Source organism: Roseisolibacter sp. H3M3-2 (assembly GCF_029211165.1).
Lineage (GTDB): Bacteria > Gemmatimonadota > Gemmatimonadetes > Gemmatimonadales > Gemmatimonadaceae > Roseisolibacter.
Window position 1 is genome coordinate 1 of sequence record NZ_JARGEK010000449.1, and the last position, 3419, is coordinate 3419.

At 78.3% G+C, this 3419-nt stretch carries 4 protein-coding genes and 1 pseudogene; all 5 read left to right on the plus strand.

Translation table 11 applies throughout. The features are described from left to right. Positions 1-487, plus strand: a pseudogene (locus PYV61_RS22765) (hypothetical protein); the annotation flags it as partial. Continuing rightward, a complete protein-coding gene (locus tag PYV61_RS22770; protein WP_275836001.1) occupies positions 484-1224 on the plus strand; it encodes a ZIP family metal transporter in 741 nt (246 codons plus the stop codon). The pseudogene PYV61_RS22765 and the gene PYV61_RS22770, both read left to right, overlap by 4 nt. Positions 1225-1373: 149 nt before the next feature. After that, positions 1374-1922, plus strand: coding sequence for a cupin domain-containing protein (locus PYV61_RS22775; protein ID WP_275836003.1), 549 nt, complete (start codon positions 1374-1376; stop codon positions 1920-1922). Between the two features lie 245 nt (positions 1923-2167). Beyond that, positions 2168-3013, plus strand: coding sequence for a hypothetical protein (locus PYV61_RS22780; RefSeq protein WP_275836006.1), 846 nt, complete (start codon positions 2168-2170; stop codon positions 3011-3013). A 106-nt stretch (positions 3014-3119) separates the two neighbouring features. Continuing rightward, the gene (locus PYV61_RS22785) at positions 3120-3308 is read left to right on the plus strand and encodes a hypothetical protein (RefSeq protein WP_275836008.1); all 189 of its coding nucleotides are present in this window, start codon (positions 3120-3122) and stop codon (positions 3306-3308) included. The last annotated feature ends 111 nt before the right edge of the window (positions 3309-3419 follow it).

Genomic DNA, 3419 nt, shown 5'->3' on the forward strand with positions numbered 1-3419 from the left:
GCCGACCACGCTCGGCGCCGCGCTCGCGGCGGGCGCGCTCTACCTGCTGCGCGGCGCCGCGCCGGTGCGCGCCAGCGCGCGGCACTCGGCCGCCGAGGGGATCGCGATCGGCGCGGCGATGGCGCTGGGGCGCCCGTTCGGGCTCGTGCTGGCGCTGACCCTCGTCGTCCACAACGTCGGCGAGGGGGCGGTGCTCGGCGTCGCGCTGGGCGGGCGCGGGCGCGGCGCGGCGGTGCGCGCGGCCACGCTCGCGCGCGCCGGCCAGGTCGCGTTCGCGCTCGTCACCGCGGCCGTCGTCGACGACGCGCGCGGCGCGCTGCCGCTCTCGGTCGGCGCGGGCTTCGGCGCGTTGCTCTTCCTCCTCTTCGCCGAGCTGCTCCCCGAGAGCTACCGCGTGCTCGGGCGCACCGGGATCGCCATCGCCGTGTGCCTCGCGGCCGGGATGGTCGCGCTGCTCGGCGGCGGCGCGCGCGGCGGGGCGCCGTGACGGTCACGGACGACGTCTGGCGCGTCTTCCTGTACGCGCTGGCCACCGCGGTCGCGACCGGGTTCGGGGCGCTGCCGTTCGCGTTCGTGCGCGACCTGTCGCCGCGCGCGATGGCGCTCGCCAACGCGGGCGCGGCGGGGCTCATGCTCGGCGCCAGCATCGGGCTGCTCGCCGAGGGCGAGTCGGTGGACCCGGGGGCGACGTTCGTCGGGGCGCTGCTCGGCGTGGGCTTCGTGCGCCTCACGCAGGCGCTGCTCGGCGACCGCGAGCCCGAGTTCGGCGCGCTGCGCGGCGCCGGCGCGCGTCGCGTGCTGCTCGTGCTCGTGGTGATGACCGTGCACTCGTTCGCCGAGGGGGTGGCCGTCGGCGTGTCGTTCGGCGGCGGCGAGGCGCTGGCGACCGCGATCACCGTCGCGATCGCGGTGCACAACGTCCCCGAGGGGCTCGCGATCGGCGCCGTGCTCCGCCCGCAGGGGGCGTCGGTGCTGGCGTGCGCCGGGTGGGCGGTGTTCTCCTCGCTGCCGCAGCCGGTGATGGCGGTGCCCGCGTACCTGTTCGTGCGCCAGTTCGCGGCGCTGCTGCCGTACGGGCTCGGGTTCGCGGCCGGGGCCATGGTGTTCCTGGTGCTCGAGGAGCTGCTCCCCGAGGCGTACGCGCACGAGGGGGCGCCGCGCATCGCGCTGGTGGCGGTCGTGTCCACCACGGCCATGCTCCTCTTCCAGCAGCTGCTCGGCTGACGACGCCGTCCGCGGCGCTGGGGCGTTCGACCCACGCCGCCCGGGGCGGGCGCCGGTAGCGTGCAGGCGACGCCCGCGGACCGACGCCGCCGGCGCGGCCGCGCGCCGGGACGACCGTGCTGCGCGCCTGACCCGTCGTTCATCCATACATGCGCATCATCGGCCCCGACGACCCGCCCGAGGCGCGCGAGCCCGCGCGCACGGTGCTCGTGCCCGCGGGTGCGGGCGAGGTCGTGCACGTGCTCGCGGACTCCGCCACGCTCAAGGTCGGCCAGGAGGACACGGCCGGCGCCCTCTCGATGGTGGAGCTGACGCTGCAGCCCGGCGGCGCGGTCCCCGACCACCTGCACGCGCACGAGGACGAGACGCTGTACGTCCTCGAGGGGACGCTGGACGTGCGCGTCGGCGACCAGCGGCTCACGCTCGGCGCGGGCGGGTGCGCCTTCGCGCCGCGCGGCACCGCGCACGCCTTCGCCAACCGCGGGTTCGCGCCCGCGCGCGTGCTGCAGGTGTCGTCGCCGGCGGTCGAGCCGACGCGCGCGTTCCTGGAGCTGGCGGCGGGGTTCGCGGCGGGCGTCGCGGCGGGGCCGCACGGGCCGGTCGCGCGGCCCGACGGCGGCGTGCTGGCGTCGGCGTTCCGGGCGCTCGCCGCGTCGCGCGACGTCACGCTGGTGCCGACCGACGACGCCGCGGGCTGAGGACGCGCACCCGTCCCCGCCCGGGGACATCGCCGCCGGCGACGGCGCCCGACGCGCGCGGCCAACGCGTTGCGCGGCAACGGGATGGGACGCGGGACCGGCGGCGGCCGCGGCGGGCACCGCCGATGCCTTTCGAGGGGGCGGACGCGCGGCCGGCGAGTGCCGGCACCGCGCGCCGCCCCGCCGCGTCGAGTGACGCGTTGCACGGCTGGGCGATCCGACCGCGTCGTGCCCGTGAGGCCCAGATGACCACGTTCCGTCCGAACCGCGCCGCGACGCTGGCGGCGCTCCTCCTGACCGCGGCGGCGCCGGCCGCCGCGCAGCAGCGCGACCTCTTCACGTGGAACGGGCGCGTCGACCGCGAGGTGCTGATCGTCATGCGCGGCCGCGACGTCGACACGCGCCAGCCGTACGACGAGCGGGGGCGCGACCGCGCCCGCGTGCAGGGCACGCTGCCGCGCGCCGAGGGCGTGGTGACGGTGAACGTGCGCGGCGGCCGCGGCGACGTGGACGTCGTGCAGCAGCCGAACGCGCGCAACGACTACACGGCGATCGTGCGCATCCGCGACCCGCGCAGCGGCGACGACCAGTACCGCGTGGCGGCGTCGTGGCGCCCGACCAGCTACGGCGACGGGCGGTGGGACGACCGCGACCGCGACCGCGGCCGCGGCAACGGCGGCTGGGGGAACAACGGGAACGGGCGCGGCCGCGACCGCGACGACGACCGGTGGGACGACCGCGACCGCGGCAACGGCGGGTACGGCACCAACGGCGGGTACGGCAACGACGGCTACGGCCGCGGCGCGCTGGAGTGGCGCGGGCAGGTCGACGACGTGGTCGAGATCCGCGTGCGCGGGCGCGAGGTGGACTACGTGACGCGCAGCGGCGCCACCGTGCGCGACGTGCGCGACCGCGTGGTCGGCGGCGCGCTCCCGCGCCAGAACGTCACCGTCACGCTGCGCAACGTGCAGGGGCGCGGGAACGTCTACGTGGCCGAGCAGCCGAGCGCGCGCAACGGCTACACGGCGGTGATCCGCGTGCAGGACTCGCAGGGCGGCTACGGGCACTACGACTTCCAGGCCGCCTGGTAGGCGCGCGGAACGATCCCTGCCCTGCCCGAGCCCCGCGTCGCCCCCCGCGACGCGGGGCTCCGCGCGTCGCCGCCGGGGCGTCGTCCGCCGCGCACCGTGCTCCGTCGTGTCGACCATCATCCCGCCCGACGTCCCGCCGGGCCGGCGCCGCCTCCGCGGCGGCGTGCTGCTCGCCGTCGTGACCGTGCTCCTCGTGCTCGTCGTCGTGTGGTGGTGGTCGTTCGCCGGGATGGGGCGGCTGCGCTTCCGCGCCGGGGAGCCGACGCCGGCGGGGGCCGAGTCGGCGCCGCAGTGACGCGGGGGCGCGGCGCCGCGTAGCGTTCGGCGCATGCCTGCCCACACGCCACGCCTCCGCCGCGCCCTCACCGCGGCGGGGCTCCTCCTCGCCGCGGCGCCGGCGGCGTTC

Coding starts and splice junctions, on each gene's coding strand:
- PYV61_RS22775 (WP_275836003.1), top strand. CDS start 1,374: ATGCGCATCATCGGCCCCGACGACCCGCCCGAGGCGCGCGAGCCCGCG.
- PYV61_RS22780 (WP_275836006.1), top strand. CDS start 2,168: ATGACCACGTTCCGTCCGAACCGCGCCGCGACGCTGGCGGCGCTCCTC.